This window comes from Corynebacterium sp. (assembly GCF_030152825.1).
GTDB lineage: Bacteria > Actinomycetota > Actinomycetes > Mycobacteriales > Mycobacteriaceae > Corynebacterium.
The window spans coordinates 1-4,771 of record NZ_JASLIP010000097.1 but is presented as its reverse complement, the minus strand read 5'-3'; the positions used below and the strand labels follow the sequence as shown (position 1 = coordinate 4,771).

Annotated in this window: 5 protein-coding genes; all 5 read left to right on the top strand. The window is 64.9% G+C overall.

The genetic code is table 11. The features are described from left to right. Window positions 1-1,791 (top strand): threonine--tRNA ligase (gene thrS, locus Q1V78_RS09425; protein ID WP_300613809.1); only part of this gene is annotated, 1,791 nt, incomplete at its 5' end. Window positions 1,792-1,951: 160 nt separating this feature from the next. Continuing rightward, window positions 1,952-2,533 carry an HIT domain-containing protein gene (locus Q1V78_RS09420; protein WP_300613813.1) on the top strand — a complete coding sequence of 194 codons (582 nt, stop codon included), beginning with the start codon at window positions 1,952-1,954 and terminating at the stop codon, window positions 2,531-2,533. A gap of 64 nt (window positions 2,534-2,597) precedes the next feature. Beyond that, window positions 2,598-3,242, top strand: coding sequence for a phosphatidylinositol phosphate synthase (gene pgsA, locus Q1V78_RS09415; protein ID WP_300613807.1), 645 nt, complete (start codon window positions 2,598-2,600; stop codon window positions 3,240-3,242). Window positions 3,243-3,245: 3 nt separating this feature from the next. Continuing rightward, window positions 3,246-4,187 carry a phosphatidylinositol mannoside acyltransferase gene (locus Q1V78_RS09410; RefSeq protein ID WP_300613805.1) on the top strand — a complete coding sequence of 314 codons (942 nt, stop codon included), beginning with the start codon at window positions 3,246-3,248 and terminating at the stop codon, window positions 4,185-4,187. A gap of 47 nt (window positions 4,188-4,234) precedes the next feature. Beyond that, on the top strand, window positions 4,235-4,771 hold a 537-nt coding region (locus Q1V78_RS09405), incomplete at its 3' end, for a glycosyltransferase family 4 protein (RefSeq protein ID WP_300613811.1).

The following is a 4,771-nucleotide window of genomic DNA, read 5'->3' as shown; positions in this document are numbered from 1 at the left end:
TTCCCAGGCACGAAGCTCGGCATTGGACCGGCCATCGATGGCGGTTTCTACTACGACTTCGACGTCGCGGAGCCCTTCACGCCCGAGGATCTGAAGAAGATCGAGCGGGAGATGAAGAAGATCATCAAGTCCGGCCAGCGCTTCGAGCGCAAGGCTTATGGCTCCAATGATGAGGCTCGCACCGAGTATGCAGCCGAGCCGTACAAGCTCGAGCTCATCGAGGACAAGGGCAACGTCGATCCGGGCTCCGAGGAGGCCATGGAGGTCGGCGCAGGTGAGCTGACCTCCTACTCCAACGTCAACCCACGCACCGGCGAGGTCGAGTGGTACGACCTGTGCCGCGGCCCGCACGTGCCGACCACTCGCTACATCCCGGCCTTCGCGATCACCCGCTCCTCGGCGGCCTATTGGCGTGGCGACCAGGACAACGCGGGTCTCCAGCGCATTTACGGCACCGCCTGGGAATCCAAGGAGAAGCTCGCCGAGTACCAGCACATGCTGGAGGAGGCCGAGAAGCGCGACCACCGCCGCCTGGGCGCGGAGCTGGACCTGTTCAGCTTCCCCGACGAGGTGGGCTCCGGCTTCCCGGTGTTCCACCCGAACGGCGGCATCGTGCGCCTGGAGATGGAGGAGCATTCCCGCAAGCGCCACCTGGCCAGCGGCTACTCCTTCGTCAACACCCCGCACATCACGAAGGGCGACCTGTTCCAGAAGTCCGGTCACCTGGACTTCTACGCCGAGGGCATGTTCCCCCCGATGCAGCTTGATGGCGAGACTGATGAGGACGGCAACGTCACCAAGCCGGGGCAGGACTACTACGCCAAGCCGATGAACTGCCCGATGCACAACCTCATCTTCGCCTCCCGCGGCCGTAGCTACCGTGAGCTGCCGCTGCGGCTCTTCGAGTTCGGCACCGTCTACCGCTACGAGAAGTCCGGTGTGGTGCACGGCCTAACCCGCGCCCGCGGCTTCACCCAGGACGACGCGCACATCTACTGCACCGAGGACCAGCTCGAGGACGAGCTGACGACGGTGCTGGAGTTCATCATCTCCCTGCTGCGCGACTACGGCCTGGACGACTTCTACCTGGAGCTGTCCACGAAGGACCCGAAGAAGTTCGTCGGCACCGACGAAATCTGGGAGCGATCCACCGAGATCCTGCAGCGGGTTGCCGAGAAGTCCGGCCTGGAGCTCGTTCCGGACCCGGCTGGTGCCGCCTTCTACGGGCCGAAGATCTCCGTTCAGGCGCGCGACGCCATCGGTCGGACCTGGCAGATGTCCACTGTGCAGCTGGACTTCAACCTGCCGGAGCGCTTCGACCTTGAGTACACCGCACCGGACGGCACCAAGAAGCGCCCGATCATGATCCACCGCGCGCTCTTCGGCTCCATCGAGCGCTTCTTCGGCGTGCTCCTGGAGCACTACGCCGGCGCGTTCCCCGCCTGGCTGGCGCCACACCAGGTCATGGGCATCCCAGTGGCCGAGGACTTCAGCGACTACCTGGAGGAGTTCGTCGCCGATCTGCGTAAGGACGGCATCCGCGCCGAGGTGGACACCTCCGATGACCGCATGCAGAAGAAGATCCGCACCCACACCAAGGGCAGGATCCCGTTCATGCTGCTCGTCGGAGGACGGGACGTCGAGAATGGTGCGGTCAGCTTCCGCTTCCACGACGGTACGCAGGTCAACGGTGTGCCGCGCGAGGAGGCAGCGAAGGCGATCACGGAATGGATCGGCCAGCGTCGCAACGAGCAGCCGACGAAGGAGCTCATCGCGTCGGAGCTGGGCTAAGCATCGCCCGGTGGCAAAGAATAAAGGTAGGGATGTGAGGATAGTGAGTTGCGATCCGAGCCAGGATCCCGCGGGCCGGTGTTCCACGGAACGAGGAGCCTCGGAACCCACGGGGGCCGAGCTATCCGCCCAGGCAGCATCTGAGGACAATGGCCGGGTCGTGGACACCGGGGTGGGCTCGCAGCCTGATCTCGCCGGTGGCCTGGACCGGCTCTGGGCGCCCTACCGCTCTGCCTACTTCGCCGATCGGCCGAAGAAGCCCGCCCAGCAGGGGGCACAACGCCCCGAGGGTGCCGAAAAGAAGCCGGAAGACCCGTTCCTCGACCTGCCCAACCTTCCCGACGAGGAGGCGCTCATCGTCGCTCGCGGCAAGGAAGTCTTCTGCGTCCTCAACCTCTTTCCCTATAACCCCGGGCACATGATGGTGATCCCATACCGCCAGGTCGCCAATTACGAGGACCTGACAATGCCGGAGCTCACTGAGCTGGCGACCTTCACCCAGCACGCGATCAAGACTCTGCGCTATGTCTCGGGGCCGGACGCCATCAACGTTGGCATGAACCTCGGCCGCCCGTCCGGTGGATCGGTGCCCACGCATCTGCACCAACACATCGTTCCCCGCTGGACCGGGGATACGAGTTTCATGACGGTGATCGCCGGCGCTAAAGTGCTACCGCAGACACTTCGCGATACCAGGGCCCTGCTCTCTCGGGCGTGGCGCGAGCTTGAGGATCAAAAATAGTGGATAATACCGGGCGTAGGGGACCCGTTCTAAGGACGATCGTGATGACTGAAAGGAAGGCTCAATGCTGAGCGAACACGCCCGTCGGCCTGCCTCCGTCATCATCGAACCCATCGCCCGCACCCTTCAGAAAGCTCACGTGAGCCCGAATGTGGTCACACTCGGTGGGACGGTCGCCGCGGTGGTTCTTGCCCTGTGGCTGATCCCCACCGGGCATCATTTCGCTGCTGCGGTGCTGATCGGACTCACGACTGCGCTAGACATGGTGGACGGCACCATGGCCCGAATGTCGGGCGGTGGCACGAAATTCGGCGCCACTCTGGACGCCACCTGCGACCGGGTCACGGACGGCGCGATTTTCGGCGCTCTCGCCTTTTGGTTCGCCATGGACGCCGAGTCCCACCCCGTGCTGCTTGCCCTGACCCTCACGATTCTCGTCGCTGGTCAGGTGACGAGCTATGTGAAGGCGCGAGCGGAAGCCAGCGACCTGCCCGTTGACGGGGGACTTATCGAGCGCCCGGAACGGCTCATTATTTCGTTGGTCGCCCTGGGGCTGTCCGGCCTGGGCGTGCCCTATGTTCTCCTGATCGGCCTGTGGCTGCTCGGCCTGGGGTCTGTATTCACGGTTATCCAGCGCCTCGTGATGGCCTCCCGTTCGGAGGCGTCCACCGAACACATCGCGGCGCCCGCGGGAGCACGGGAGTTTTAGCCCGTGACCAAAAAACTCTCCCTGCCCAGCGGCGAGGATCTCTCCGCGCTGGCGTATCAACTGGGTTGGGCGGCGACCAAGCGCCTGCCGGAACCCGTCGCTGCCGCGCTTTTCGACCTGATCGCTGACGCCGCCTCGGGACGGGGGAAGGGGCCCGAGCAGCTGCGCCGCAACCTCTCCCGCGTCGTCGGTCCGGAAAACGTCACCCGTGACCTCGTCCGTCGCGCGATGCGCTCCTACCTGAGGTATTGGAAGGAGGCCTTCCGGCTGCCCAGCATGGTCAGTGATGACTTGGCCGCGACACTCGACCAGGGCTTCGACTCCCTTGCAAGCAAGCAGCGCGTGGCGGAGGCCGTCGCGGAAGGTCGAGGGCTCATCCTGACGCTGCCGCATTCCGGGAACTGGGACATGGCCGGTGTGTGGCTGGTTCACACCCACGGCGGTTTCGCGACCGTTGCGGAAAGGCTGAAACCCGAATCGCTTTTCGAAGCTTTCGTCCACTACCGCAACCAGCTGGGATTCGAGGTTCTACCGCTGACGGGTGGCCAGCAACCACCGATGGCCCGGCTCGAGGAGGTCCTCCGCGCGGGCGGGGTCGTGTGCCTGATGGGGGAGCGGGATCTCACCGGCCGTGGAATCCCCGTGGATTTCTTCGGCGAACGCACCTCCATGCCCGCGGGCCCCGCCATGCTCGCCCAGAAAACCGGGGCAGCCCTGCATGTAGCGCACAGCTTCTTCGGCGAGGCACCGGATCAGTGGGGCTTTTCTGTGGGGCCAAGGATCGATGCCGACCGGCCGCTCGCAGAAGTAGCGCAGGATATTGCGGATGGCTTCGCGCAAAACATCGCTGCCCACCCCGCCGACTGGCACATGCTGCAGCCGTTGTTCTACGACGACCTCAGTGAGGCTCGCCGTGCTCGGCTCGCAGCCGAGGAGGCCCCGTGACCCAGGATCAACTCGCAGTGACTGGGGAGCGTCCCCTCAACATCGGAATGGTGTGCCCGTACTCCTTCGACGAACCCGGCGGGGTGCAGATTCACGCGATTGAACTCTGCGCGGAGCTTCAGCGCCGTGGCCACCGCGTGAGCCTGATTGGCCCGGGGGAGCAGCGCGAGGGGCTGCCGGAGTTCCTGGAGTGCGGTGGCCCCAGCATCCCGATTCGCTACAACGGTTCCGTGGCCCGGCTGAGCTTTGGTCCCCGTGCTCGCCGCCACCTGCGCCGCTGGATCGCGAGACATGATTTCGACGTGGTGCACATCCACGAGCCGAACTCCCCATCCTATTCCATGCTCACACTCGCGGTCGCCGAGGGCCCCATGGTGGCGACCTATCACGCCTCGGCCAGTGGTTCGAAGATCCTGAAGCTCGCATTGCCGGCCTTGCGGCCGTTTCTGGAGAAGATCCACGCCGGCATTGCTGTCTCTGAAGAGGCCCGGCGCTGGCAGGTGGAGATGCTCGCCGGCGACCCAGTGCTGATCCCCAACGGGGTGGATACCGGCGCCTATCGGGAAGCGGAGGCGCTTCCCGAG

What these genes read in the sequence shown, in the direction of transcription:
- pgsA (WP_300613807.1), top strand. Translation starts at nt 2,598, where the DNA reads ATGCTGAGCGAACACGCCCGTCGGCCTGCCTCCGTCATCATCGAACCC.